Below are 26726 nucleotides of genomic sequence, written 5' to 3'. Positions count from 1 at the left end.
ACGGGGACGGTCGTTGAGCATTCCCCGAATTGATGGATGAGATTGCACTATCACCCGTTTCCCGCACCGTCCTAAAGGCTTAACGGGTGAATAAGCCTCCTTGGCAGTACCCGCCCAGAAAGGCACAGCTAGGCTCTTCAGGGGGCGAGAGAAAGGGGCGGCCCGTGGGGTTCGACACCGATTCAGCGGACGATTCCGCTGCCTCAGCCACCAGTGGAAGCCGTGGCCGTGTGGTGATGCTCGTCTGCAACGGCGTCGTCGCCGACTCCCGCGTACAGAAAACGGCACGCTCGGCCGCCGAGGCGGGCTGGGACGTGACGCTGCTGGGCCGCGCTCCCGACGGCAGGCCCAAATCGTGGCGGATCGGCGGGCCACGGGGCGCAGAGGTGCGGCTGCTGCCCGTCCCCACCCCGCTGGCGCACCCGCCGCGCGAGGCCCGCCGTCCCCTGTTCCGCCGCCCACTGGCCTACAAGCCGGGGGACACGGCGACCTACCGCATCCAGCAGATCAAGGCATGGCGTGGTGAACTGCGCACCCGCCGCGCCGAACTCCTGGCCGCCCCGGCACCGCGTTCCCGCGCGGAACAGGCCGAGCGCACCTACGGCATGGTCCGGCTCGCACTGCCCCGCGCGGTCGCCCGGTTCGCGCACCGCTGGGTCAGCTTCCGCAAGCGGCAGCTCGACGACGGCGTCAGGGCACGCGGCGCCGGTACGCCCCTGGACAGACTGAGCGTCGCCTTCTGGCAGCGCGCCATGGGGGACCGCTGCTGGCGGGTGCTGTGGCCCAACCTGTACGACTTCGAGCTGGCCTACGGGCCCGTGGTGGACGAGCTGCGGCCCGACCTCGTACACGCCAACGACTTCCGGATGCTCGGCGTGGGCGCGCGCGCCAAGATCCGGGCACTCGCCGAGGGGCGCCGGGTCCAACTCGTCTGGGACGCGCATGAGTTCCTGCCAGGGGTGCGCCCCTGGAGGGACGACGCGCGCTGGCTGCCCGCGCATGTCGCACACGAGCGCGAGTACGTGCCGTACGCCGACGCGGCCGTGACGGTCTCCGACTCGCTGGCGGCCCTCCTGCGTGAGACGCACGGGCTGGGCCGCGATCCCACCGTCGTCCTGAACGCGCCGGACGCCGTTACGACAGAACCGGGGGAACCCGAGCAGGTGCCCAGCCTGCGTGCGCTGTGCGGCATCGAAGCCGGCACCCCGCTCGTCGTCTACAGCGGTGGCGCCGCGCCGCAGCGCGGTCTGGACACCATGGTCGAGGCCCTGCCCGAGCTGCCGGGCACGCACACGGCGCTCGTCGTCAACAGGCCCTCCTCCTGGTACGTGCGCCGTCTGCGCGAGCGGGCCGCCTGGCTGGGTGTCGGCGACAGGCTGCACGTGCTGCCGTACGTGCCCTACGACCAAGTGGTGCGCTTTCTGGCGGAGGCCGACGTGGGCGCCATCCCCATCCACCACTGGACCAACCACGAGATCGCCCTGATCACCAAGTTCTTCGAATACGCGCACGCACGGCTGCCGTTGGTGGTCAGTGACGTACGCACCATGGCCGCCACCACACGGGAGACGGGCCAGGGCGAGGTCTTCCGCGCTGAGGACACCGCCGACTACGTGCGCGCCGTACGCGCCGTGCTGGCGGAACCGGCGCACTACAGGGCGGCCTACGACAGGCCGGGGCTCCTGGAGCGGTGGACCTGGGAGGCGCAGGCACGGAAGCTCGACCAGCTCTACAGCGGCCTCCTGCACACGGCGGATCGGCACGGGCACGGCGGAAACGAGCACCAAGAAGGAGACGGGAATGCGGATCTGTGTGGTGGCGCTCGGGAAGATCGGGCTGCCGTTGGCCGTGCAGTTCGCGGCCAAGGGGCACCGCGTGACGGGCGCCGACGTGGACGCGGGCGTGGTGGCGAGCGTCAACGACGGGGTGGCGCCGTTCCCGGGTGAGGAGGGGCTCCAGGAACGGCTCAAGGAGGCCGTCGCCGACGGCAGGCTGACCGCGACGACCGACACCGCGGCGGCCGTGGCGGGAGCCGAGGCGGTGGTCCTGGTCGTCCCGCTGTTCGTCGATCCGCGCGGTGAGCCCGACTTCGGCTCGATGGACCGCGCGACCCGCGCCGTCGCCGCGGGGCTGCGCCCCGGCACCCTGGTCAGCTACGAGACGACCCTGCCCGTCGGCACCACCCGCGACCGCTGGGCACCGCTGCTGGAGGAGGGCTCAGGGCTGGCGGCCGAGCGGGACTTCTCCCTGGTCTTCAGCCCCGAACGGGTCCTGACCGGACGGGTCTTCGCCGACCTGCGCCGCTACCCCAAGCTCGTCGGCGGCATCGGCCCCGCCTCGGCCAAGGACGGAACGCGCTTCTACGAGTGCGTACTCGACTTCGACGTACGCGACGACCTGCCACGCGACAACGGGGTGTGGGACCTGGGCTCGGCGGAGGCGGCCGAGCTGGCCAAGCTCGCCGAGACGACCTACAGGGACGTCAACATCGCGCTGGCCAACCAGTTCGCACGCTTCGCCGACCGCGCCGGGATCGACGCGGAGGCCGTCATCGAGGCGTGCAACACGCAGCCCTACAGCCACATCCACCGCCCCGGCATCGCAGTGGGCGGGCACTGCATCCCCGTCTACCCCCGCATGTACCTGTGGAACGACCCCGAGGCCGGCCTCGTACGCACCGCGCGGGAGACCAACGAGGGCATGCCCGACTACGCCGTCGAGCTGCTCGCCGAGACGTACGGCGACCTGGAGGGCGCTGAGGTGCTGGTGCTCGGTGCCGCCTACAGGGGCGGCGTCAAGGAGACCGCGTTCTCCGGTGTCTTCCCCACCGTTCAGGCACTGCGCCGCCATGGAGCGCGCCCGTACGTCTCCGACCCGCTCTACGAGCCCGCCGAACTGGAGGCGCTCGGACTGCCCCCGCACACCGGCCAGCCCGTGACGGCGGCCGTGCTCCAGGCCGACCACGCCGCCTACCGCGAACTGGCCGCCGAACAACTCCCGTCCGTACGCGTACTCGTGGACGGCCGCCGCGTCACGGACCCCGCGCTGTGGGCCGGGGTACGGCGTGTGGTGATCGGCGACGGGGCGGTGCAGCGGTGAGCGGGGTGCCCGACGTCAGCGTCGTGGTCGCCGTCTACAACACCATGCCGTACCTCACCCGCTGCCTGTCCTCGCTCACCGCGCAGACCATCGGGGAGCAGCGCATGGAGGTCGTCGTCGTCGACGACGGCTCGACGGACGGCGGCGAGGGGGAGATCGAACGGTTCTCGGCGCTCCACCCCGGGCTCTTCACCACGCTGCGCCAGCCCAACTCGGGCGGCCCGGCCGCGCCCAGCAACCGTGGCCTGGAGCTGGCCACGGGCCGTTACGTCTTCTTCCTCGGCGCCGACGACCACCTGGCGCCCGAGGCGCTGGAGCGCATGGTGGAGATGGCCGACGAGTGCGGCTCCGACGTGCTGCTGTGCAAGATGGCGGCCGTCGGCCGGCGCACCGTCCCCACCGGCGTGTTCACGCGCACCTCGCCCGCCATCCGCCTCGTCGGCGACGGGCTTCCCTGGGCGCTGTCCAACACCAAGCTGTTCCGGCGCGCGCTGCTCGAAGAGCACAAGATCCGCTACAACGAGTCCATGCCGGCCTTCAGCGACCAGCCGTTCGTGATGGAGGCGTGCTTCCGCGCGGAACGCATCTCCGTACTGGCCGACCAGGACCACTACTTCGCCGTACGCCGTGCCGACTCCAGCAACATCACCTTCCGCGCCGGGCCCGAACTGCGGCTGCGCTGTGCCGAGCGGATCTTCGAGACCACCTGCCGGTTCCTCGAACCCGGCCCGCTGCGCGACGGCTTCCACCGGCGGCACTTCCACGTGGAACTGTTCCAGCTCTTCGGGGCCGACTTCCCCGCACTCGACCGGGAGGCCCAGAACAGGGTCTGCGCGGGCGTCGCGCGCCTGGTCGACGCGCACGGTGCCGGGGTGCTGGAGCGGATCGACGAGCGCCGCCGCCGCACCCTGAACCTGGCGTGGCGGGGCGACGTGGACACGCTGTGCGCCGAGATCACCGCCGACCCCGAGCGCACCCCGCGCACGGCCGACGGCCGCTTCGCACTCGTGCGGTGGCTGCTGGCGCCCGTACCCAGCGGCCGGCCGCCGCGCAAGAAGATCGGCCAGGACGCCGTGTGAGCCGTACGAACCGCCGGGCCCTGCCCGCCGGTTGACCGAGCGCGGCACGCCCCTCAGCCGGGCCACGGCACGGCGCACGCATCTCAGCCGGGCCCCGGCACGGCCATGAGCTGTGGCACGCCCCTCAGCCGAGCGGCTGCGGTGCCCCGTCACCGGCCTGGGGCGCGGGTGCCGTACGGCGCTCAGCGAGCGGAACGACGGGCGGCAGCGCCGAGGGGTCCTCTCCGAGCAGCACCCTGCGCACCACGCGTTCGGCGGCCAGCCCGTCGTCGTGGACGCAGAACCGTTCCCGGAAGGCGGCGCGCAGCGCACGTGCCTCGGGGCCCTTCCAGGTGCCGGTGCGGAAGACGGCGGTCAGCTCGTCCTCGTTCCGGGTGACCGGGCCCGGGGTCTCGCCCGGCCGGCCCGACAGCAGGTCGAAGTAGACGCTGCGGGTGTCCCGGTAGGTCTCCCAGTCGGGGGCGTGGACGACCAGGGGGCGGTCGAGGTTGGCGTAGTCGAACATCAGGGACGAGTAGTCCGTGATCAGCGCGTCAGCCGCCAGGCACAGGTCCTCCGTCGACGGGTACCGCGAGACGTCCTGGATCAGCCCCCGCTCGTGCAGCTCCCGCAGTGCCTGATCGCGCCCGTAGTAGTAGTGGGTCCGCATCAGCAGCACGTACTCGTCGCCGAGTCCCGCGCTCAGCCGCTCCAGGTCGAGCCAGGGAACGTAGTCCTTGCGGTAGTCGCGCATCGTCGGCGCGTACAGCAGCGCGATACGGCCGGGCAGGATGCCCAGGCTTGCGCGGATCGCGGCGATCTCGTCGTGGGTGGCCGTCGCGAAGCGGTCGTTACGCGGGTATCCGGACGGGACGTCTTCATATGTGCAGGGGAAGGCCCGGTCCCACACCTCGGACGAGTGCGGGTTGGAGGTCACACTGAAGTCCCAGCGCTCGGCACGCCTCAGCAGCTGGCCGAAGCTCATCCGCGCCGCGGCCGGATAGGGCTGCTGGTCCAGGCCCATGGACTTGAGGGGGGTTCCATGGTGGGTCATCACATGCCGCTGACCGGGCCGTTTGACCACGTGGTCGGGGAAGTTGACGTTGTTGACGAAGTACGTCGCGCGGGCCAGCGTCCGCCAGTAACGCCGGGAGTGCGGCACGACGTAGTCGGTGCCCGGCGGCAGCTCGCCGGCCGCGCTCCCGCGCACGATCCACACGGGCCGCACATGCGGGGCCAGTTCGCGCGCCTTGGCGTCGATCGCGGCCGGGCTGCAGGCGACGCCCCGGTCCCAGTAGGCGGAGTACACCGCGAGGTCGGGCCTGAGCGGCAGCCTGCGCTGGAAGGCGTAGTAGAAGCGGTGGTAGGTCCTGCCGAGCCGCGAGCGCAGCCGCCCCTTGGCACGCCGCACCGCGCCTCCGGCGCGGCGTACCCGCTCGCGCGCGGCGAACAGCGCGTACGAACGCCGGGCCAGCAGGCGGAAGTCGCGGGCCGCGTGCCGCGGCGGGCGGAAGTCCTGCGGCACATGGGTGCGGTAGTGGAGCGCGGCCTGCCGGAAGTAGGCACGCCGGTCGGCGGGGCGCACCCGGTCCGCACGCCGGAGGCAGAAGAGGTAGTGCGACATCATCCGTTCGAACAACATCGGCCTGTGCGGCTCCAGTTCGGGGCGCCGGGCGAGAAAGCCGAACAGGGAGGAGTACTGCGGAAAGATGTCGAAGTGCTTGCGCCCGGGGGAGCAGGTGATGGCGCCCTGATAGCGCTGCCGGTAGTCGACGCAGATGCGGGAGAGGCAGCCGATGGTCTCCGCGCAGATCATCGCCTCGTTCCCGAGCGGCGCGTCCTCGTACAGGCCCGGCTCGAAGGCGAGGCCCTCACGCTGGTAGAAGGCACGGCGGTACGCCTTGTTCCAGGCGACGTGGAAGAGCCCGAGCAGCTCGGGGTTCCCGGTCACGGAGGAGGTGCGGGTGCCGGTGGAGGCGAGCTGTTCGCCGAACATGCTGGGCACGGTCTTGCCCCACCAGTAGGAGCGCTGGTGGTCGAAGACCAGGAGATCGGGCTCGCCGCAGGCTGTGAGCTGCCGGTCCATCGCGGCCAGCGCGCCCGGCAGATAGCTGTCGTCGCTGTCGAGAAAGAGCAGATAGTCGCCTTCGGCCCGCTCGACACCGGCGTTGCGGGCCCGCCCGAGCCCCCCGTTCTCGGGCAGGTGCAGCACACGGACGCGTGGATCGCGCGCCGCGTACTCGTCGAGGATCCGTCCGCTGCCGTCAGGTGATCTGTCGTCGACCGCGATCACCTCAAGGTCGGTGAACGACTGACTGAGCACCGAGTCCAGGCACTCGCGCAGATAGCCCTGCACCTTGAACACGGGGACGACGACACTGAAGCGCGGCATGACCACCAATCCTTCGGATGTGCGGGGGAGCTCAGCTCGTGGGCACGGGGCGGGCGGACGGCGGCTGCGGCTCCTGGTCGGGACCGTCCGACCCGATGGGCTGTTTCTCGGGCGTCGGGGACGAGGGGGGCGTCGCGTGCGCCGGAGGCGCCGGGGCTGCCGAGGGCGCCGGGGCCCCCGGGGAAGCGGGGGAGAGGGCCGGAGACGCGGGTTCCGGAGACGGGGGTTCCGGAGACGGGGTCGGTGCGGGGGACGAGGGGGATGCCGGGCCCGCTGACGCCGGGGCGGGTGCCGGGGCCGGCGCGAGCGCTGCGGCCGGGGCCGGGGTGCGGTCGGCGGGTGGCAGGAAGGGCGGGAGGGACTCCAGGGGCTCGCCGAGGAAGAGATGCCGTACGACGCGTTCGGCGGCCAGCCCGTCGTCGAAGGGGCAGAACCGTTCGCGGAAGGCGGCACGCAGGTCACGCGAGTGCGGCGCTGCGTAGGCGCCGGTGGCGAGGACGTCGGCCAGCTCCTCCTCGCTGGTGGTGATCGGCCCGGGAGGGGTGGCGGTGATGTCGAAGTACGTGCCGCGCGCCGCACGGTACGTCTCCCAGTCGGGGGTGTGCAGAACGAGGGGGCGATCGAGATTGGCGTAGTCGAACATCAGCGAGGAGTAGTCCGTCACCAGCACGTCGGAGGCCAGGCACAGCTCCTCGACGGAGGGGTGCCCCGACACGTCGATCAGCCCGTCGGGCACCGCTTCGGGCAGTGCTTCGGACGTCCCGCTCCCGCGCGAGGCGGGGTCGGCGTGGAAGTAGTGCGCGCGCACCAGCAGCACGAAGTCAGGGCCCAGGGTGCGGGCGAGCCGTGCCGGATCGAGCTGGGGGTGCCAGCCGCGCCGGTAGTCCCGGTGCGTGGGCGCGTAGAGGACGGCCACGGCGCTCTCGGGCACGCCGAGTCGGGCGCGCAGCCGCGCCACGTCGGCGGCCGTCGCGCGCTGGAAGACGTCGTTGCGCGGGTAGCCGAACTCCAGCGTCGTGTACGTGGAGGGATAGGCGCGCTCCCATACGAGCGTGGAGTGCGGGTTGGAGGAGAGGCTGAAGTCCCAGTGGTCGGTGCGTTCCAGCAGCTTGCCGAAGTCCATGCCGTCGGCGCCCGCCGGGTAGTGCCGCAGGTCGAGGCCCATGTGCTTGAGCGGGGTCCCGTGGTGGGTCTGGAGCAGCTTCTGTCCGGGGCGCTTGACGTAGCCGTGGGCCTGGTTGACGTTGCTGACCAGGTAGCCGGCGCGGGCGAGCGCCGACCAGAAGCCCGGGGAACCGGGGTGCAGCCGGGTGACGCCGGGCGGCAGCGTGTGCGCGTACTCGGGCGTGGTGACCCAGGCCGTACGGATGTGCGGGGCCAGCTCGCGCACCTTGGCCTCGATCGCGGCCGGGTTGCAGGAGTAGCCCCGGTTCCAGTACGCGGAGAACACCGCGAGCCCCGGGTCGAGGGGGCGTCGCCGTTGGAGCGCGTAGTGCGCGCGCAGCGCCGCCTTGCGTGCCAGCACGCGCAGGGTGCGGGCCCGGGCCAGTAGGGAGGCGCAGATCCTGCTGGCCCGCGAGAGCAGCCGCATCGTGCGGTGCGAACCGAGCCGTACCAGCGCCCTGCGCAGCCGCAGCCGCACCGGCTGCTTCGGGCAGGTGGCGGCGGGTGCCGCGCGGTAGCGGCGGCAGTAGGCACGGCCGCGGCGGAGGAACTCGGCGCGGTGGGCGCGCGGCAGCCGTACGGGATCGTTGTGGATCACCGTGAAGTGGTCGGCCATCCTGCGGTAGAGAACAGGTCTCCAGCGCTCCAGCTCCGGCCGCCCGTCCAGGAAAGCGAACAGGCGGTCGTACTGCTCGAAGACGTCGAAATGCTTACGGCTGGGGGTGGAGAGGATGCTGCCGCTGCGCCGCTGCCGGTAGTGCACACAGACCCGGTCGAGCGTGGTGACGGACCGGGCCGTCAGCAGGGCGGGGAACGTCCAGGGCGTGTCCTCGTAGTAGCCGGGCGGGAAGGTGAGGCCCTCACGCCGGACGAAGTCGTGGCGGTAGACCTTGTTCCAGGCGACGGCCAGCAGCTTCAGCAGCTCGGGCCGCTCCTCAAGGCGGAAGACCCCGGGGCCCTCGCCCTGCGCGACGAGGTCGGCGCGCGCGTTGGGCGCCGTCACGCCGTCCCAGTACGTACGGGCGTGGTCGAACACCAGCACTTCGGGGTCGCCGGTGGCCTCCAGCCGGTCGGCGACGGCACGCAGGGCGCCGGGCGTGAGGGTGTCGTCGCTGTCGAGGTAGACCAGGTAGTCGCCGCTCGCGTACTCGGAGCCGAGGTTGCGGGACCGGCCCAGGCCGACGTTCTCGGGCAGATGAAGGACGGTGACCCGGGCGTCCGCTGCGGCGTAGGCGTCGAGGACGGCGCCGCTGCCGTCGGGTGAGTGGTCGTCGACGGCGATGAGTTCGAAGTCGGTGAAGGACTGGGACAGGACGGAGTCCATGCACTCGTGCAGATACGCCTGCACGTTGTGGACGGGGACGATCACGCTGAAACGAGGCACGGCAGATCCAGTGGGTTGATGGGTCGCGTGACGGGTCAGAGGTGAATTTTCCGATTGATCCCACAATCAGGCTGGAGGTATACGTCGCGCATCCGCAGCGCCGCACATGGGGGCCGGACCGGTCACCACACCGCGCCCGAGCGCCCGAGCGCCCGAGCGGTCACCGGTCACCGAGGACAGGCCAGGCGCCCCGTCGGCGAGGGCCCCGCCGGTCGCCGTCGCGTACGGGGCGCCGGACCGGGGGCCGGACCGTGCCGGGGGTCGAACCGCGCAGGTGACCGAGCCGCGCCCGCCGCCGCCCCTGGGGCCAGGGACAACGCGCGCCAAGGGGGACAGGGGCGCGCTGCGGTGTCGCCGTGCCGTACAGGAAGGGGGGAGAGGGGCGATGGGGAGGGGAAAGGGGGAGCGGGTCAGCCGGGTAGCCGTCGGAAGACGGGGCGCGGCAGGTGCCGCAGCACGCACATCACCGCGCTCAGCCCGGCCGGGACCCACACGGTTCCGGCTCTGCGCAGCAGCCCGTGCGCGATGGCGCCGGCCACCGCCTCCGGGGTCGTCGCGAACGGTGCCGGGGCCCTCCCCGCCGTCATCCTCGTACGGACGAATCCCGGCCGTACGACCATCACGTGGACGCCCGTGCCGTGCAGCGCGTCGCCGAGGCCCTGGGCGAAGGCGTCGAGGCCCGCCTTGCTCGACCCGTAGAGGAAGTTGGACCGGCGGGCGCGCTCACCCGCGACGGAGGAGAGCACTACCAGCGAGCCATGCCCCTGGGTACGCAGGGCGCGGGCGCAGACCAGGCCGGAGGAGACGGCGCCCGTGTAGTTCGTCTGGGCGACCCGCACGGCGGCCATCGGGTCGTTCTCGTCCTCGCGCTGGTCCCCCAGGACGCCGAAGGCGAGCAGCACCATGTCGATGTCGCCCTCGGCGAAGACCTTGCCGAGCCTCTCCTCGTGCGTCTCGGGTGCCAGCGCGTCGAAGGCCGTCGTACGGATGGTGACCTCGGCGCCGCGTGCCGCCGCCTCTTCGCGGAGCTGTTCGGCCGCGGCGTCGAGCGCGGGCGTTGGCCGCCCGGCGAGCCAGACCGTACGGGTGCGGCGGGCGAGGAAGCGGCGGACCGTGGCGAGCGCGATCTCGGACGTGCCGCCGAGGACGAGCAGGGACTGCGGGGTGCCGAAGGCATCCTTCATACGGGGCTCCTCGTGGGGGCTCCCCCGAAGGGAAGTTCCCCCGATAGGGGTGACAGGGACGGGGAGTTACCGGCACGGGTGGGGGAGTTACCGGCACGGGTGGGGAGTCACAAGGACAGGCGGCGTGCGAGGTCCGAGGTGAACAGGCCGCGCGGGTCCAGTTCGGCGCGCAGCGCGCGGAAGTCGGCCAGCCGGGGATACATCGCGGGCAGCAACTCGGGCCGCATCCTGGCGTCCTTGGCGAGATAGAGCCGCCCGTCGGCAGCGGCGACCTCGCCGTCCAGTACGTCCAGGAACTCCGCGAGTCCCGGCAGCCCGGCCGGGATGTCCAGCGCGAGCGTCCAGCCCTCGGTGGGAAAGGAGAGCCAGCCGGGGTCGCCGGGCCCGAAGCGCTTGAGCACGGCGAGGAACGAGGGGCACGAGCGCCGGGAGATGAGCCGCACGATGCGGCGCAGCGCGTCGTCGTGCGCGTGCCCGAGCACGCACTGCCACTGCACGAAACCCGTGCTGCCGTAGACGCGGTTCCAGTGCGGAAGGCCGTCGAGAGGGTGGAAGAAGGCGGACAGCTTCTGGAGTTCGCCCCTTCTGCGGCGCGGGGCCTTGCGGTACCAGAACCGGTTGAACGCGCCGACGGTGCTGCCCCGCAGCAGCCCGCTGGGCAGCGCGCGCGGCGCCGGCGGGAGCTGGGAGGGGCGGAACGCGAGCGGGTCACGGCGCGCTCGCGCGGGCAAGGCGTCCAGCGGCGCGTGGTCGCCCCGGGTGAGGACGGAGCGTCCCGCGGCCGTGCCGCGCGCGAGCAGGTCGATCCAGGCGACGGAGTAGCGGTGGCGGTGGTCGGTGGCGGTCAGGACCGCCAGCAGGGAGTCCAGATCGGGCAGCCGGTCGGTGTCCACGCACATCAACGACGTTTCCACGGGCAGCAGTTGGACCGTCGCGCTCAGCACGAGGCCGGTCAGGCCCATGCCGCCGGCCGTCGCGTCGAACAGATCGGTGCCGGGCACCACCGTGCGCACCTCGCCGTCGGCGGTGAGCAGTTCCAGGGAACGCACATGGCGGGTGAAGCTGCCGGAGACGTGGTGGTTCTTGCCGTGGATGTCGGCGCCGATCGCGCCGCCGACCGTCACATAGCGGGTTCCGGGGGTGACCGGCACGAACCAGCCGAGCGGCAGCAGCACCTCCATCAGCCGGTGCAGACTGACCCCGGCCTCGCAGACGACCGTCCCGCGCTCGGCGTCGATGGCGCGCACCCGGTCGAGTCCCGTGGTGTCCAGAACGGTGCCGCCCGCGTTCTGCGCCGCGTCGCCGTACGCCCTGCCGAGCCCGCGTGGAGTGCTGCCCCGCGCGCCGCTCGCGCGAACGGCGCTTACCGCCTCAGCCACGGTGCGGGGGCGCGACAGCGTCGCGGCGCCGGACGGAGCTGTGCGGCCCCACCCGGTCAGGAGCCGGTCCCGGCGTGCCGCACGGAGGGGCGGCGTGCGCCGCCGATGCGAACTCTGCTGGTGCTGAGCGGGCATGAAGGTGACCGTATCGCCCCTGAATGTGATTGGCGTGCGCCTAAGCGTTGAATGTCGCTGAAAGGGTGAAAGGCCGAGTGTCGGATCGTATGGTGACCCCAAGTTGAGGCCGATCCCGTGACAGTCGGGATGTGGCAGCGAGAGCGATGCAACGGTGGGAACGGCGGCTGCTGGATGCCCTCGGCGACTGCGCGGTGGACGCACGGGTCGCGGGTGCGGCACGCGCACTGTCCTGGTGCGGCGAGCACGCCGCCGTCTGGCTCCTCGCCGGGCTCGCTGGAGCGGCCACTGACCGTACGCAGCGGGAGCGCTGGCTCCGGGGCACGGCACTCGTGGGTGCCGCGCACCTGTCCAGCATGGGGATCAAGCGGGTCGTGCGCCGCCCGCGCCCCGTCCTGGAGGGCCGCGCCCCGCTCGTACGTACGGCAGGACGGCACTCCTTCCCCAGTTCGCACGCGGCCTCGGCCGGCGCGGCTGCGCTCGCGCTGGGCACGTTGCGCCCTGGCGCCGCGCGGGCCGGAATCGGCGCCCTCGCGGCGCTCACCTGCGTGTCCCGGCTGGTCGTCGGGGTGCACTACCCCTCGGACGTGATCGCGGGCGCGGCACTGGGCGCACTGACCGTGCGGCTCGGCGCGCGGCGCGTACCGCCCGTACCGCGGGCGCCGGGCGTGCCGGTGGTGCCGCGGGTGCCGGACGTGCCGGGCGTGCCGGGCGCTCCGGTGGTGCCACGGGTCGGGGCGGCAGGTGTGGCGGGGTCCGCGGTGGCGGGTGGCGAGAGGTGGCTCCATGGGTGAACGGACCACGTTCGTAGGGCAGGCGACTTCCGGGTACCCCGCTTCCGGGCAGCCCGTGTCTGAGCAGTCCGTGCCCGGGAGCCCCGGGGCCGGAGTTGCGGCCGGGCCGGCGGGCGGTGCGGCGGGCGGTGCGGCGCCGCGGCGTGCCGCCGGTTTCGCGGGGACGCGGGCCGGCGGGCTGCTGCTGACCGCGCGCCCCCGCCAGTGGATCAAGAACCTGCTGGTCGTGGCGGCGCCGGCCGCGGCAGGACAGCTCACTGCGCCGGACACGGCGCTGCAACTCGCCCTGGTATTCGCCCTGTTCACGGCCGCTGCCTCGTCCGTCTACCTGCTCAACGACGCGCGCGACGCCGCCGACGACCGTGCGCACCCGGACAAGTGCCACCGCCCCGTGGCCGCCGGGGTGGTGCCGGTGCTGGTCGCCTACGCGGCGGGCGGTGTGCTCGCCGTGGCCGCGACGGCCGTCGCGGCGCTGCTGTGCAACGCGGCGACGGCGGCACTGCTCGCCTCGTACATCGTCATGCAGATCGCCTACTGCCTGCTGCTCAAGCGTGTCCTCGTGGTGGATCTCGCCGTGGTGACGGCGGGGTTCGTGATGCGGGCCATGTGCGGAGGGCTGGCGCTGGGCATTCCGCTCTCGCGCTGGTTCCTGCTCACGGCGGGGTTCGGGGCGCTGTTCATGGTGGCGGCCAAGCGCTACTCGGAGGCGCTGCTGATGGGAGAGGGCGAGGGCGGCACGCGGGCGCTGCTGCGCGAGTACACCGTGGGCTACTTGCGCTTCGTATGGCAGCTCGCCGCGGGCGTCGCCGTGCTCGCGTACTGCCTGTGGGCGCTGGAGGTGCGCGTGGGCTCCGCGGACGAAGGTGCCTCGCTGTGCCGCCAGTTGTCGATGGTGCCGCTGATCCTGGCGGTGTTGCGGTACGCCGTCTTCGCCGACCGTGGCGCCGCCGGGGCACCCGAGGACGTGCTGCTGCGCGACCGGCCGATGGCCGTGATCGCCCTGTGCTGGGGAGTGCTCTACGGGCTGTCGGTCGCCGGGTTGTGACGGGGGTGCGGGACGAAGGGGCGCGGGGGCTGCCGGGGCGGGCGCGGGTGCGTGCGCTCGGTGCGGAGGTCGGCGGGTTCGCGGTCGCGGGGGTGTGCGCGTACGTCACCGATGTCGGCCTGTTCATCTGGTTGCGTGGCCCCGCCGGCTTCGACCCGCTCACCGCGAAGGCGCTCTCTTTCGTGGCGGCCTGTGGCGTCGCGTACGTGGGCAACGCGCTGGGCCCCTACCGTGCGCGGGACGCGGGCGCCGGGGCGCGTGGGCGGTGGCGGCGGTTCGCCGTCTTCTTCCTCGTCAATCTCGCGGGCGCCGCCGTGCAGTTGGCCTGCCTCGGCGTCTCGCACTACGGGTTCGGCCTCACCTCGGCCCGTGCCGATGTGATCGCGGGCGCGGGCGTCGGCATGGCACTCGCGACGGTGCTGCGCTTCTGGGGCACCCGGACGCTGGTGTTCCGCCCGCCGGACGCCCCGGCACGCGCGCGCTGAGCAGCAGGAGACTCCGCCCGCGCGCCGATCCCGCCCGCCGCCGGGCGCTACCGCACTGTGCCCGCGCCGCACGCACCCCGCCGCGCCGCCCGCACCGCGCCGTGCCCGCACCGCACTGTGCACGATCCGGGCCCGCACCGATCCGGGCCCGCACCGATCCGGGCCCGCACCGTGCCGAGCCGAGCCCGAGCCGCACCGAGCCGGGCCCGCACCCTCTGTCGCGCTCGCCTTCTGGCCGTGCCTGCCCGCCCGCCGCCGTCCTACTTCACCGCCCCCGCCATCACCCCGGAGACGAACTGCCGCTGGAAGGCGAAGAAGACCGCGAGGGGGATCACCATCGACACGAAGGCGCCGGGCGCCAGTACGTCGATGTTGGCGCCGAACTGGCGTACCTGTTGCTGGAGCGCGACCGTGATCGGTGGATTGGTGCCGTCCGCGAAGATCAGTGCGACCAGCATGTCGTTCCACACCCACAGGAACTGGAAGATGCCCAGTGAGGCGATGGCGGGCCCGCCCAGGGGCAGCACCACGCGGGTGAACAGGCGTATCTCGCCCGCCCCGTCGAGCCGCGCGGCCTCCAGGAGTTCGCGGGGTATCTCGGCGAAGAAGTTGCGCAACAGGAACACCGCGAAGGGCAGCCCGAAGGCGGTGTGGAAGATGACGACGCCCGGCGTGGTCTCGAAGATGCCGAGCGTGTTGAAGAGCTTGGCCACCGGCACCAGCGCGACCTGGACCGGGACGACCAGCAGTCCCACGACCGCCAGGAACCACCAGTCGCGCCCGGGGAAGTCCAGCCAGGCGAACGCGTATCCGGCGAGCGCGCCGATCAGCACGACGAGCACCGTGGCGGGAACCGTGATGTACAGGGTGGTGACGAGGGACTCCATCACCGCGTCGTTGGACAGCAGCGCGTCGTAGTTGGTCGTCGTGAACTGGTCGGCGTTCAGCACCCACGGGAAGCTGGAGTTGAGGTCGAAGACTTTCCACCAGCCCGAGGAGGCGATCTCCGTACGGTCCCGTAGCGAGGAACTGAGCAGTCCGGCCGTCGGCATCAGCCAGAACAGCCCGACGACGATGAGCGCGAAGCGCACCGCCCAGTGCCCCGTCAGCGCGGCCACACGGGAAGCGGGCGAGCGCTTGGGGCGCGCGGGCGCGGTCTTCGCGGTGGACACGGGTGTGGACGAAGGCCGAGGCGGTGGCGGCGGTGTGGTCCTCTGCGCGGTCATCGGCGTGACTCCCTCCGCAGGCGGCGGATGTTGAAGACCATCACCGGCACGACGAGCAGCAGCAGAAGCACCGCGATGGCGCTGCCGAGGCCCTGGTTGTTCCCCGTGCCGAAGGACGACAGATACAGCTGGAGTGCCAGCACGTTCGCGTCCTCCTGGCTGGCGCTGGGCGCGATGATGTAGACGAGGTCGAAGATCTTCAGAACGTTGATCATGAGCGTGACGGTGACGACCGCGAGGACCGGCGCGAGCAGTGGAACGGTGATCTTGCGGAAGACCTGCCACTCGCTGGCCCCGTCGACCCGGGCCTGTTCGAGGAGTTCACGTGGCACCCCGGCCAGCCCCGCCGCGATCAGCACCATCGCGAAGCCGGCCCACATCCAGATGTAGGAACCGATGATGGACGGCGTCACCAGCGCGGGCCCCAGCCAGTCGACGCCGTTGTACGGGGCGGCGAAGTTGCTCGCGGGCAGCCGGAGTTGAGCCCCGTCGGCGGAGGCGGGCAGGGTGTAGACGCCGTCGTCGCCGGTCGTCGCCGAGGCGACGACCTCGCCGTTCCTGACCGCCTCGACCGTGATCCCGGCGAGCGCCTTCTCGCCCTTGTCGATGACTCCCGGCTTGCTGGCGCCGCCCCGTACGAAGTCCAGCCAGACGGTGCCGGAGACGCCGCCGTCCTCGGCGGGCTGCGCCTGCTTGGCCGCCCCGGCGCCCGCGGCCTCGCGCGGCGGGACGCCGACCAGGGGGAGCGCGGCCGGGTCGGCCGAGCCCACGGTCGCCTTGGTGGTGAACGAGCCGCCTCCGGAGGGCGCGAGGTCGCCGTTGGGGCGCGGGTGGGCGCCGGGCCAGGCCGAGGAGTCGGTGAACGTGTCGTGGATGCCGGTCCAGACGGCGTTGGCGACGCCCCGGTCCGGGTCCTGCTCGTAGACGAGCCGGAAGATGATGCCGGCGGCGAGCATCGAGATCGCCATCGGCATGAAGACGATCAGCTTGAACGCCGTTCCCCAGCGCACCCGTTCGGTCAGTACCGCGAAGATCAGGCCGAGCACGGTGGCGATGGTGGGGGCGAGGACGACCCAGATGAGGTTGTTCTTGACGGCCGTCAGGTAGGTGCTGTCGGTGAAGATCTCCGTGTAGTTGTCCAGCCCGATGAACCCGGTGCCGTCCGCGTCGAAGAAGCTGCGGTACACGGAGTACCCGATCGGGTACGCGACCAGCGCCCCGAGCAGTACGAGCGCGGGCAGCAGGAAGGCCGCCGCGGTCCAGGGCCGGGTGCGGATCACGGATATCCGCACGGGAACCGGTTTCGGGCCGCCCGGCGCGCTCGCGACGGGGCCCACGGGCCCTTGCTCCGGCGGATTCGGACTCGCGCTCGTCATGACGGTGATCTCCCCTGTCGGTGGGGCGCGTGAGATACGAGAGCTGTACGGGTCTTACGGGAACGAGGGCCTGCGGTAAGTCGGGGCCTGGGGGAACGAGCGGCTTACGCGAACCGAGGTCTTACGGGAACGAGGGGCCTGCGGGAAGGAACGAAAGGCGGGACAGAGGCGAAGGGGAGCCGGCGGCGAGGCGGAGGCGGAGGAGCCACCGCCGGGCCGGAGGCCGGAACAGCGGTACGCGATCACCGGGATGCGGGACGACGGGCCTGCGGGGCCATGGGGGTCCCGGACCACGGGGCGCTGGGAAGGCACGGGGCGGCGGAGGCGGGCTCTCCGGAACCGCCGCCCGCTGAGCGCTACTTGTACGCCTTGGCCGCAGCCGCCTCCAGGGCACTCTGGGCGCCGGCCACATCCTTCGGGTCGGTCAGGAAGTCCTGGAGTGCCTTCCACTCGCCCTCGCCCTTGGTCCCGCCGAACGCGGCGGGTGCCTGGTCGGACATGTCGAAGCGGAAGTCGTCACCCGCGCCGACCAGCGCCCTGGCGATCTCCCGCTGGACGGAGTTGGGGTAGAACGAGAGGTCCAGGTTCTTGTTCGGCGAGACGAAGGAACCCTCCTTCGCCCACACCGCCGCGGCGTCGGGCGAGGCGAGATAGGTGAGCATGGCCTGCGCCGCCTTGGAGTCCTTGAGCGCGACGGCAGCGTCGCCCCCCGTCACCACCGGGGGCTCGCCGTCGACGGACGGGAACGGGAAGACCTTCGCGTCCTTGCCGATCTTCGACTTGGTGTCCGAGGTGATGTTGACCCCGACGAAGTCGGCCTCGAAGACCATCCCGGCGCCCGGTGCCGAGGGGTCGGCGAACGTCTGTGTCACCGACTTGGGGAACTCCGTCTGCAACGCGCCCTGGCTGCCGCCGACCAGAAGCTGCTTCTTGCCGAACAGCTGCCCGAGCGTGGTGAGCGCCTTCTTCACGGAGGGGTCGGTCCACTTGATCTCGTGCTTCGCGAGCTGGTCGTACTTCTCGGGGCCCGCCTGCGACAGGTAGATGTTCTCGAACCAGTCGGTGAGCACCCAGCCGTCGGCCCCGCCGACCGAGACGGGTTCGACGCCCGAGTCGGCGAGAGTCTGCGCCGTGCTCAGGAAGTCCTTCCAGGTCTTCGCCTCACCCACGCCCGCGTCCGTGAACGCCTTGGTGCTGTACCAGATCAGGGACTTGTTTGCCGCCTTGTAGTACACCCCGTACTGCTTGCCCTTGTGGGAGCCGAGATCCTGCCAGCCCTTCGAGAAGTTCTTGCCGAGTTCCTTCTTGGTCGCGGGCGAGAGGGGCTTGACCCAGCCCTTGTCGGCGAACTGCTGGAGCACGCCGACCTGCGGCAGCATCGCCACATCCGGCGGCTTACCGCCCTCGATCTTGGACCCGATGTAGGTGGCGACGTTGTCCCCGGTGGGCACGAACTCGACCTTCGCGCCCGTACGCTTCTCGAACTCGGCCAGCACCTTCCCGAACAGCTTCTGCTCGGCGCCCGTCCACACCGCGGCGACCTGGAGGTTCTCCCCCTTCAGATCGGGGAGCTTGACGGTCTCCTTGATCTTCTCCGCGCCACCGTTGCCGCCGCCACCGCCTCCACCGTCGTCGGAGCCGCATGCCGCTGCGGTCAGGGAGAGCGTGGCGACCGCGCACAGCGCGATCGTCGTACGGGTGGCGCGTGTGGTGCGAGTGGTGCGGGTGCTGTGCGTCGTACGGCCCGACATGCGCATGGATACCGTCCGTCCCCATCCGAGGCGCGGCCCCCGTCACGCGTCACGCATCCGGCTTCCGCGCCGTACGTCCCGTGCGGACAGTCCTACGCCCGGATCAAGACACCCCGCAATACTGCGTCAGCTGTCAAGGGCGTCATCTTGACCACTCCGTGACCTGCTCGCCGCCGGTGTACGAGCGGGGGCGCCGGCGGGCTGCCCGAGCGAGGCGGCGGCGCGCTCCATGGCGCTGGCGAGCAGGGCCAGATCCGTCGGCCCGTTGCCCAACTCCCGTACGTGCCGCCGCGTCGGCGGATCGCCCGCACGCGTCCAGTCGAGCGGGACGACCGTGGGGCGCAACGTCGCGGTACGGGGGATACGCCCCGTCACGCGCCCAGCCTGGAACGGGAGGCCCGTCGCGGCCGGGAACGCCTGGGACGTCGGGGACGACGGGGTTGCCGGAGAAGGTGCGAAGCCTCCCGGAGCGGAGGAGGGCGTGCGGGCAGCCACGGCACCAGCGTGGCCGGATTCCGCGCCTGTTCCCCGCGCGCCTGTTCCCTGGTTGACCGCGCCGGCCCCATGGGAGGCCGCGCCCGGTGCCTGGGGGAGCGTGACCGTGAGTGTGCCCCGCCCCTTGGGTGCCTCTTCGCCGCCTTCCATGGTGCTCAACTCGGCTCTCAGCGCAGCACCCTGGGCCACGGCTGTGCCCGCCGTGCGGTCGGCGCGGCCCGTTGTCGCGATCACGTGCACGCCCAGCCGTGCGCCGAGCCGCGCGACGGCGTCCAGTGCGCGCACCACCGAACCGGCCGCCGGGCGGCCGGGGTTGCCGAGCGCGGGGTCGACCAGCGTGTCGAAGTCGTCGACCAGCACGGCCAGTCGGGGCAGCACCGCCTCGGCGCCGCCAGGTACCGAGAACACCCGCGACGTCGCGTGCGACTCGCCCTCCGGGGTGCGCCCGGCCCGCTTACCGTCCTCGCGCGGCCTCAGCCGCAGGGTGCGGCGCGTGGTGTCGGCCTCCACAGAGGCATCAGCACCCTGCGCACCCACGCCCCCCTGCGCCCGCGACTCCACCGGCGCCTGGCCCTGACCCTGACTCGGGCCTGGACCTTGGTCCTGACCTGGTGCCAGGCCCTGCCCCTGCCCGGCGCCGGACCCCGGCGCCTGGCCCTGAGTCTGGCCGGGTCCCTGTTCCCGCCCCTGTTCCCGCGCCGGTGCGGATACCGGTGCGGTTGCCTGGGCCCGCGTCTGCGTCTGGGGCTGTGCAGGGGGCTGCGTCTGGGCGTGGGCCTGCGGTGGGGCCTGAGCCTGTGTCTCGTTCGGGTTCGGGTCCTCGCCCGCCGGGCGGCGCGCGGGGTGCGGGGAGAGCGTGTCGAGGGTGCCCCCGTCCTGTGCCGTGCGCTCCTCGGCGCGCGCCGTGCCTGTCCGCGCCGACTGGCCGGGCGCCAACTCGGCACGCCTGTCCGCGCCTTCGCCCTCCGCCGGAAGCGCCGCCGTGGCGCGTTCCGTACGCTCCCCGCGCTCCGCCTGCTCCGCCCGCGCCGAACGGTCGGGTGACTGCCGTTGCGCGATCACGCGACCGCCCGGACGTGCCGCGGCGCGTACGTACTCCTCGTAGGTGTGCTGGTCGCCGATCAGCTCGGCGCGGCGCTTCAGCTCGGCGCTCAGCGCCTGCGCGAACTCCCGCATCCGCACCGGGTCACCGGCCGCCAAGTGACCCGTGACATGGGGGAGTTCGGCGCATGCGCGCAGTCCGTCGCCCGCCTCCGTGCCCGCGCCGTCGACCAGTACGAGGGCCAGCCTGTCGGGGCGCTCACCGGCCGCCAGTGAGGCGGACAGCGAGCGCAGCAGCTCCGTCTTGCCGGTGCCGGGACCGCCGCTGATCAGCGCGTGCCCCGGCAGCGGGGAACTCGCCTGGCTCCCTGAGAGAGGCACGCCCGCCGCGCCGGCCAGCGGTGAGAGATCGGCGAGGTCGGCCTCCAGCGGGCCGTGCGGTCCGGCGCCGAACACCAGGGGCGCGTGCCCCGAGGTGTCCCCGCCCCGCTCCGACCAGCGGGCCAGCAGCGCGGCCGGTGTGGCACGCGCGAGGCCCAGTTCGTCCAGGAGCCGGCAGCTGGGCGGCAGGGCGACGGCGGGCCGCGCCGCGCCGGCGCGGGGCCCGGCGCCCTCCGGTTCCCGCAGGGGTGCCAGCGCACGCGCGAACCGCTCGGCCCACGCGGCGGACACCGCGTCCACCGTGGCCACGGGCCCCGTGGCCACGGGCCCCGCGGGCGCGGTGAACCCGGCACAGCCCGCCGACCCCGCATACCCGGCAGCCCCGGCAGATCTGGTGCCCCCCACGGAAGCGGCCTCGGAGGCCGGCGATCCGGGCGCGGGCATTCCGGGCGCGGGCACTCCAGGTGCGTGCGTTCCCGGTGCCTGCGTTCCGGGCGCTTGCGGAGTCCGGTGCAGGACACGGACCGCCGTCGCCACGTCACCGCTCAGCAGTGCGAGCGCGCCGCACTCGGGGAAGACCGGGCACGCGGCGTTCGCTGCCTCGACCGTCGCCGCCACCGGTGAGGCGGGGCTCGCGGGCGGCGTCTCGGCCAGGCACAGCAGATGGATACCGGCCCCTGCGCCGTCCCTGGCCAGCCGGCCCAGGCTCTCGCGCAGCGCTGCGGGGCCCGGGTCGCCGTCCACCACGACGAGGACGGCGGGTCCGGGGCGCACGCCCGCTCCAGGCGCCGAGCCGTACGCCTCCAGGCGCCGCACCAGCTCGGCCGTACGGGCCGCGACCTGCTCACGGTCGTAGGCCATCAGCAGGCCGCAGTCCTGGCCGTGTGCCGGACGCAGATGGGGCAGCCAGCCCAGCCAGGACCACTCGGCGGCGCGGACCTCGGCGCTGCGCGTGCGGTCGGCCGAGAGCAGCACGACCTCCAGTCCGCTCGGCCCGTGCAGCGCTGTGAGCTGCGCGATCACCGAACGTGTGAGCCCTGCGAGGCGCGAGCGCGGGCCCGCGAGCCCCAGCGAACCCGCCTGCCGCAGCGCCACCGTCACCGGGTCGCCGTGCCCGCCGCCCCGGTGCGCGGTGCCGACCCGTACGGTCAGCGCGTCCGGATGTTCGGGTTCGCGCTCCCAGAGCCGGGGCCCCGGGCCGAGCGCGGTGAGCAGTACGGCTGCCGGATCGGGCCAGCGCGCGTCCATGTCGCCCGTCACCGGTGCGAGGCCCGGAGCGCCCCAGGCTTCCTCCTGGCCCTCGGGAAGGGGGTGCGCGGCGTACCCCTCGGCGCTCCCCGGGCCGTAACTCCCCTGGCCGGAGGGCCCGTTGGGGTGCGCTTCCGGACCGTAGGCGCCGTCCTGCCCGTAGGGGCCGTATCCGTCGCTTCTGTGCGCCGCCGGGCCCGGCTCGGCACGCCCGCCCGCGAACCGGCGTGCCCACGCGCCCAGGCCGCGCGCCCTGCGCCGGTCCTCGGCGCCCGACGGCGGCGGCTGCGCGAAACCGGAGCCGTGCGTACCGCTGTCGCCGGGGAAGGGGCCGCCAGGTGCGTACGCGTGTCCGCCCGTGCCGTCCTGCCCAGCGGCTTCGCCGGAGGGCACGGCGGGGAGCGCGGGCGCTCCCGGCACCCGCGCCTGCCCGGAAGCCGCACCACCGGAGGCCGTCCCGCTTCCTCCGCGGTCCCGCCCGTCCTCGCCGGCCTCTCCGGCCTTCCTGTCCCCCCTGACCTCGCGCAGCACGCGCAGCCTTCCCTCGCCGTCCGGGGCGATGGGCAGCGCGAGTGGCGGCGCCGTGTCCGCCTCGGCCGCTTCCGGGTCGCCCGCGGCCTCCAGCCTGATCGCTGTCTCGCCGATGCGCAGCGTCGAGCCCGGCCTGAAGAGGACAGCGGGTGCGCCGACAGGGGCCCCGTCCACCGTGGTGCCGTTCGTCGAGCCGAGGTCCGTGACGGTGACGGCGCCGCCGTCGGAGACGGTCACGGCGCAGTGCAGCCGGGACACGTCGGGGTCGTCCAGGGGCACGTCGGCTTCGGCGGAGCGGCCGAGATGGACCTTGCCGCCCTGCAGCAGATGGATACCGCCCGCGTCGGGGCCCGCCACGACGTGCAGCCTGGCCTTCGCAGAGCCGTACGCCGAGACCGCCGCACCGTGCGCGGGCAGCGCCGCGGGGGTGACCGGCGCGTGCAGGGAGATCACGGCGCCGTCCAGCAGCGGGGGCTCGCCGATGATCTGGCGGTGCGGGTCCAGGCGCCGGGTCCCGGCGAAGACGACAACGGGCTCCTGCGGCCCCTCCTCGGCACCCTGCCCCGCGCCGGCCACCGCGCCGGTGGCCGAGGCGGCGAGGGCGGAGGCGGCCGAGGTGGCCAGCGCGCCCGTGATTGCCGCGAGTACGGTGCCCGAAGGTGCCGTGACCAGCACGTTCGCATACCCGCCCGGGGAGCCTGGCGGTGGCACGGCCCGGCCCGCCGTGCCCGTGCCACCGGTGCCCCCCGCACCCCGGACGCCGCGCGGCGCCAGGGCGACAGTCAGCCGGATCTGCATCGGTCCCTCCAGGTCCCGTCCGCGCTGTGTGCCACGGCGGGCCGCCCACCCGCCGCGCTCGCGCGCTGGCACTCGCTCGTCCACTGCACTGTGTCTGTATGTGTTGATGCTGGATGCATACTCGCACCCACGGCTGACAACTCGCCCCGTCTCCGCCACTCTAATGATCTTGATGAGTCCGGCCACCCCCTAAGAGGGCCAGTTCGGAAGCCGTGCCGAAGAAATCCGTTCACTCGGCGGCCCACTGTGAGGAGAACCGGACCGTCCGTAACAGCGCAGGAATTCTCCGCAAGAAGCCATGGAATGGCCGTTCTCGGGCATGAGTGACCGGGCAAGCATCCGCCGACCGACCACTCGGCGCCGCTTCGGGAACGCATCGGACCAGCTCGGAACGTTCTCTTCCGTGGGACCGCGCATGACCGCAACCATGAGCGCGCGGCACGCGTCTTCCGGGGGAGCCGCCCCGGCTCCTATGTGTGTGCCGAGCACGCGCGACCGGGCACCCCTGTCCGCGGCGGCACTATTGTGGGCGGGATAGCAGTACGAGACCAGGGAGCGCATGACGTGCGGCCGGTAGGCAGCAAGTATTTGCTCGAAGAGCCGCTGGGACGCGGCGCTACGGGCACCGTCTGGCGGGCTCGCCAGCGCGAGACGGCGGGCTCCGAGGCGGCGGTGGCCGGGCAGCCCGGCGAGACCGTCGCGATCAAGGTACTCAAGGAGGAACTGGCGAACGACCCGGATGTGGTGATGCGCTTCCTGCGGGAGCGCTCCGTCCTCCTCCGGCTGACGCATCACAACATCGTCAGGACCCGCGACCTCGTGGTCGAGGGCGACCTGCTCGCTCTGGTCATGGACCTGATAGAGGGTCCCGACCTGCACCGCTACCTGCGCGAGAACGGTCCGTTCTCGTCGGTCGCCGCGTGCCTCGTCACCGCTCAGGTCGCCGACGCGCTCGCCGCCAGCCATGCCGACGGTGTCGTGCACCGCGACCTCAAGCCGGCCAACGTCCTCCTCACCGAGGACGAGAACGGCATGCGGCCGATGCTCACCGACTTCGGCATCGCACGCCTGGCCGACTCACCGGGCCTCACCCGTACCCAGGAGTTCGTCGGCACCCCCGCCTACGTCGCACCCGAGTCCGCCGAGGGCCGCCCGCAGACGTCGGCCGTCGACATCTACGGCGCGGGCATCCTGCTGTACGAGCTGGTCAGCGGGCGCCCGCCGTTCAGCGGCGACAGCGCGCTCGCCGTACTCCACCAGCACCTCGCACAGGAGCCCGAGCGCCCCGCGGGCATTCCCGACCCGCTGTGGACGGTGATCGAGCGCTGCCTCAGCAAGAACCCCGACCAGCGCCCCAGCGCCGACAACCTCGCCCGCGCCCTCCGTACCGTCGCCGGCGGCATCAGTGGCTCGGCCACGCCCCAGGCGGCAGCGGCGGCGATGGGCGTCGGCGGGCTCCTCGCACCCGACCCCACCCCCGCACAGGTGCCCGATACGGGCGGCGGCAGCAACGCCGAGCCCACCCAGGTGCTCCCGCACAGCTCGGGCGCGGCGGGCGCGGCAGCGGCGGGCGCCGCCGGAGCCGCGGCGGGAGCCGCCGCCGCTGGCTACGACCCGGCGGCCGAGACCAACGTCATGCCGCACACCGGCGGCCCCGGCGGCCAGGGCGTGCCCGGAGACCCGGACGCGGCCCCCACCCAGCACATGCCGCCCGTACCCGGTAACGCGCCGGACCAGTCGCAGCAGCCCGAGGGGCCCCACCCCTGGGAGAACCAGATGCGCGCGGCGCGCGACCGCAACGAACAGACCCAGGTCCAGCCCGTCGACCCCAGCCTCGACCCGCTGCGCCGCCGCCCGCACCGCCGTGCGGCCCCGCCGCCGCCTCCGCAGCAGGCACCGTACGGGCAGCAGTCCTACGGGCAGCAGCAGTACGGCCAGGGCTACGGCCAGCAGCAACAGCAGCGCCCGCCCATGCAGCCGCCCCCGCAGCCGCCCCCGCAGCCGCCACCGCAGCGCCGCGAGCCCCAGCGGCCCCCGCAGCGCGAGCCCAGGCCCCCGCGTGAGCCCAGGCAGCGCCGCGAGCCGAGGCAGCGCAGCGCCAACCCCGTCAAGATCCCGGGGCTCGGCTGCCTCAAGGGCTGCCTCGTGATGATCCTGATCATCGCCGTGATCTGCGTGCTGGCCTGGAACCTCACGCCGCTGCCCGAGTGGTGGGCGGACGGCAAGAACTTCTGGGAGTCCAGCAAGGAGGTCGTCAGCAACATCGTCGACTCCGTGCAGAACCTCGGCTGACCGTGCGGCTGCCGCGCGGGGGCGGCAGCCGCACGGAGGCCCAACTGAACGGTGGCTCCGTTGATTTGTCGACTTCAGCAGGGGATTTCCACCACAGAAGTGACGGTTAACGGCATCCGGGGATCCCAACGCACGCCGCGCCGCGTAGTTTTGTCGCCATGGCACGGAAGATCGGCAGTCGCTACACCGCACACCAGATCGTGGGCCGCGGCAGCGCCGGCACGGTGTGGCTCGGCGAGGGCCCCGAGGGACCCGTCGCGGTCAAACTGCTGCGCGAGGACCTCGCCTCCGACCAGGACCTGGTCGAACGGTTCGTGCAGGAACGCAGCGCCTTGCTCTGCCTCGACCACCCCCGGGTCGTCGGCGTGCGCGACCTCGTCGTCGACGGCAACGACCTGGCCCTCGTCATGGACCTCGTGCGCGGCACCGACCTGCGCACCCGCCTCGAACACGAGCGGCGCCTCGCCCCCGAGGCCGCCGTCGCCATCGCGGCCGACATCGCCGACGCCCTCGCCGCCGCCCACTCAGCGGGCATCGTCCACCGCGACGTCAAACCCGAGAACGTCCTCCTCGACGCCCTCGCACCCGCCGGCCCCGGCGGAGCACCCCCCGCGCTCCTGACCGACTTCGGCGTCGCCAAGCTCATCGACTCACCCCGCCGCACCCGCGCCACCGCGATCATCGGCACCCCCGACTACCTCGCCCCCGAGATCGTCGAGGGGCTGCCACCGCGTGCCTCCGTCGACATCTACGCGCTGGCGACCGTGCTCTACGAACTCCTCGCCGGCTTCACCCCCTTCGGCGGCGGCCACCCCGGAGCCGTCCTGCGCCGCCACGTCACCGAGAGCGTCGCCCCTCTCCCCGGCATCCCCGACGAGCTGTGGCAGCTGATCCACCAGTGCCTCGCGAAGGCCCCCGCTTCCCGCCTGCGCGCCGCCGAGCTGGCCTCCCGCCTACGGGAACTCCTGCCCTCCGTCGCAGGGCTGCCGCCGCTGGACATCGACGAGCACACCGAGGAGATGTACGAGGACGACTCTCTCTCCCCCGAAAACCCCGCCCCCGAAGAGACCACTGCCCCAGCCCCGGTGCCCGCCGCCGGTGCCGTACCGCTCGTCCACAGCGGCGCAGGCCCCGACTCGAACCGTGACACCCACACCAGCATGCGCGTACCCGGAGCCGACGAACTGGCAGGCGGCGCCCACGGCACCGCCCGCGCCCCCCGTTCCCCTGGCGCCCCCCGAGCCGGCTCAGCCCGCCACCACCGCCCCACCCCAGAACGCCGCACCCGCCTAGGCGTCCTGAGCGCCCTACTAGTAGTCCTCCTAGCCCTGACAGTCCTCTTCATCGCCCTCTGACCCCCTGCCCCACTCCTCCCCCAACCTCCGACCGACAGGCCCCCCAGGGCGGCCTCGAACTTGCCCCCCTCGGACTTTGACACCGGGGCTGGTCCCGATACGGCCGGGGGAGT

Annotated in this window: 16 protein-coding genes; 8 read left to right on the top strand and 8 right to left on the bottom strand. The window is 72.8% G+C overall.

Translation table 11 applies throughout. The annotated features are described in order from the left end of the window. Positions 1–236: 236 nt before the first annotated feature. The 3 genes from NMN56_RS37735 to NMN56_RS37725 are packed head-to-tail and all read left to right on the top strand — an operon-like array spanning position 237 to position 4178. Positions 237–1946 (top strand): glycosyltransferase family 4 protein, encoded by a 1710-nt coding sequence (locus tag NMN56_RS37735; protein ID WP_274046071.1) that lies wholly within the window; start codon positions 237–239, stop codon positions 1944–1946. Next, on the top strand, positions 1849–3099 hold the full coding sequence (locus NMN56_RS37730) for a nucleotide sugar dehydrogenase (RefSeq protein WP_274046072.1): 1251 nt from the start codon (positions 1849–1851) through the stop codon (positions 3097–3099). Before NMN56_RS37735 ends, NMN56_RS37730 begins: the two co-directional genes overlap by 98 nt. Beyond that, positions 3096–4178 carry a glycosyltransferase family 2 protein gene (locus NMN56_RS37725; protein WP_274045978.1) on the top strand — a complete coding sequence of 361 codons (1083 nt, stop codon included), beginning with the start codon at positions 3096–3098 and terminating at the stop codon, positions 4176–4178. Before NMN56_RS37730 ends, NMN56_RS37725 begins: the two co-directional genes overlap by 4 nt. Before the next feature lie 124 nt (positions 4179–4302). Here NMN56_RS37725 and NMN56_RS37720 read toward each other — a convergent pair whose 3' ends face one another. From NMN56_RS37720 to dprE1, 4 genes are all read right to left on the bottom strand, one after another. Next, a complete protein-coding gene (locus NMN56_RS37720) occupies positions 4303–6549 on the bottom strand; it encodes a bifunctional glycosyltransferase/CDP-glycerol:glycerophosphate glycerophosphotransferase (RefSeq protein ID WP_274045979.1) in 2247 nt (748 codons plus the stop codon). Between the two features lie 31 nt (positions 6550–6580). Continuing rightward, on the bottom strand, positions 6581–9097 hold the full coding sequence (locus NMN56_RS37715; protein WP_274045980.1) for a bifunctional glycosyltransferase/CDP-glycerol:glycerophosphate glycerophosphotransferase: 2517 nt from the start codon (positions 9095–9097) through the stop codon (positions 6581–6583). A gap of 410 nt (positions 9098–9507) precedes the next feature. Beyond that, positions 9508–10281 (bottom strand): decaprenylphospho-beta-D-erythro-pentofuranosid-2-ulose 2-reductase, encoded by a 774-nt coding sequence (gene dprE2 / locus NMN56_RS37710; protein ID WP_274045981.1) that lies wholly within the window; start codon positions 10279–10281, stop codon positions 9508–9510. A 107-nt stretch (positions 10282–10388) separates the two neighbouring features. After that, positions 10389–11795, bottom strand: coding sequence for a decaprenylphosphoryl-beta-D-ribose oxidase (gene dprE1 / locus NMN56_RS37705; protein WP_274045982.1), 1407 nt, complete (start codon positions 11793–11795; stop codon positions 10389–10391). 131 nt (positions 11796–11926) lie between these two features. Between dprE1 and NMN56_RS37700 the strand changes: the two genes are divergently transcribed. Genes NMN56_RS37700 through NMN56_RS37690 form a run of 3 tightly spaced genes read left to right on the top strand, consistent with a single transcriptional unit; the run spans position 11927 to position 14119 of the window. Then, positions 11927–12589 carry a phosphatase PAP2 family protein gene (locus NMN56_RS37700; protein ID WP_274045983.1) on the top strand — a complete coding sequence of 221 codons (663 nt, stop codon included), beginning with the start codon at positions 11927–11929 and terminating at the stop codon, positions 12587–12589. Next, on the top strand, positions 12582–13634 hold the full coding sequence (locus tag NMN56_RS37695; protein WP_274045984.1) for a decaprenyl-phosphate phosphoribosyltransferase: 1053 nt from the start codon (positions 12582–12584) through the stop codon (positions 13632–13634). The genes NMN56_RS37700 and NMN56_RS37695 overlap by 8 nt, the downstream gene beginning before the upstream one ends. A gap of 5 nt (positions 13635–13639) precedes the next feature. After that, complete coding sequence (locus NMN56_RS37690; protein ID WP_274045985.1) at positions 13640–14119, top strand: GtrA family protein; 480 nt, start codon at positions 13640–13642, stop codon at positions 14117–14119. 260 nt (positions 14120–14379) lie between these two features. On the opposite strand, the gene NMN56_RS37685 is transcribed toward NMN56_RS37690, so the two are convergent. From NMN56_RS37685 to NMN56_RS37670, 4 genes are all read right to left on the bottom strand, one after another. After that, entirely contained in the window at positions 14380–15345 is a 966-nt protein-coding gene (locus NMN56_RS37685) for a carbohydrate ABC transporter permease (RefSeq protein ID WP_274045986.1), read from the bottom strand. Beyond that, positions 15342–16721, bottom strand: a complete 1380-nt coding sequence (locus tag NMN56_RS37680) for an ABC transporter permease (RefSeq protein ID WP_347178773.1) — start codon at positions 16719–16721, stop codon at positions 15342–15344. The genes NMN56_RS37685 and NMN56_RS37680 overlap by 4 nt, the downstream gene beginning before the upstream one ends. Before the next feature lie 356 nt (positions 16722–17077). Continuing rightward, on the bottom strand, positions 17078–18478 hold the full coding sequence (locus NMN56_RS37675; RefSeq protein WP_274045987.1) for an ABC transporter substrate-binding protein: 1401 nt from the start codon (positions 18476–18478) through the stop codon (positions 17078–17080). A 120-nt stretch (positions 18479–18598) separates the two neighbouring features. Continuing rightward, positions 18599–22966, bottom strand: coding sequence for an FHA domain-containing protein (locus tag NMN56_RS37670; RefSeq protein ID WP_274045988.1), 4368 nt, complete (start codon positions 22964–22966; stop codon positions 18599–18601). 564 nt (positions 22967–23530) lie between these two features. Between NMN56_RS37670 and NMN56_RS37665 the strand changes: the two genes are divergently transcribed. Together NMN56_RS37665 and NMN56_RS37660 are read left to right on the top strand one after the other, a co-directional pair. Beyond that, a complete protein-coding gene (locus tag NMN56_RS37665) occupies positions 23531–25258 on the top strand; it encodes a serine/threonine-protein kinase (protein WP_274045989.1) in 1728 nt (575 codons plus the stop codon). Positions 25259–25416: 158 nt separating this feature from the next. Next, positions 25417–26613, top strand: coding sequence for a serine/threonine-protein kinase (locus NMN56_RS37660; RefSeq protein WP_274045990.1), 1197 nt, complete (start codon positions 25417–25419; stop codon positions 26611–26613). Positions 26614–26726: the final 113 nt, after the last annotated feature.

This window comes from Streptomyces iconiensis (assembly GCF_028657195.3).
Taxonomy (GTDB): domain Bacteria; phylum Actinomycetota; class Actinomycetes; order Streptomycetales; family Streptomycetaceae; genus Streptomyces; species Streptomyces iconiensis.
The sequence above is the reverse complement of the archived record's forward strand: the minus strand, read 5'-3'. Positions and strand labels throughout refer to the sequence as shown.